This is a genomic window from Gilvimarinus sp. 1_MG-2023, from assembly GCF_030548285.1.
The window spans coordinates 1-275 of the sequence record NZ_JAUOSC010000956.1 but is presented as its reverse complement, the minus strand read 5'-3'; the positions used below and the strand labels follow the sequence as shown (position 1 = coordinate 275).

The following is a 275-nucleotide window of genomic DNA, read 5'->3' as shown; positions in this document are numbered from 1 at the left end:
GTGTATGGCGGCGTCAGTATCAACCCGCAAATGATGGCGTTACGCAAAGGGATGGATATCCTGATTGCTACGCCGGGGCGGTTGCTGGATTTGTACCGCCAGAATGCCGTAGTGTTTGATCAGCTATCCGCGCTGGTATTGGATGAAGCCGACCGGATGCTTGATCTGGGCTTTGCTGATGAATTGGACGACTTGTTGTGTGCCTTGCCGCGCAAGCGTCAGACGTTGTTGTTTTCGGCGACGTTTTCTGACCGTATCCGTACCATGATTGGTCA

Annotated in this window: 1 protein-coding gene; it reads left to right on the top strand. The window is 53.1% G+C overall.

What is annotated here, in order from left to right; translation table 11 throughout:
• The coding region (locus tag Q4563_RS19700) for a DEAD/DEAH box helicase (RefSeq protein ID WP_303605722.1) at window positions 1-275 on the top strand (275 nt) is incomplete at both ends.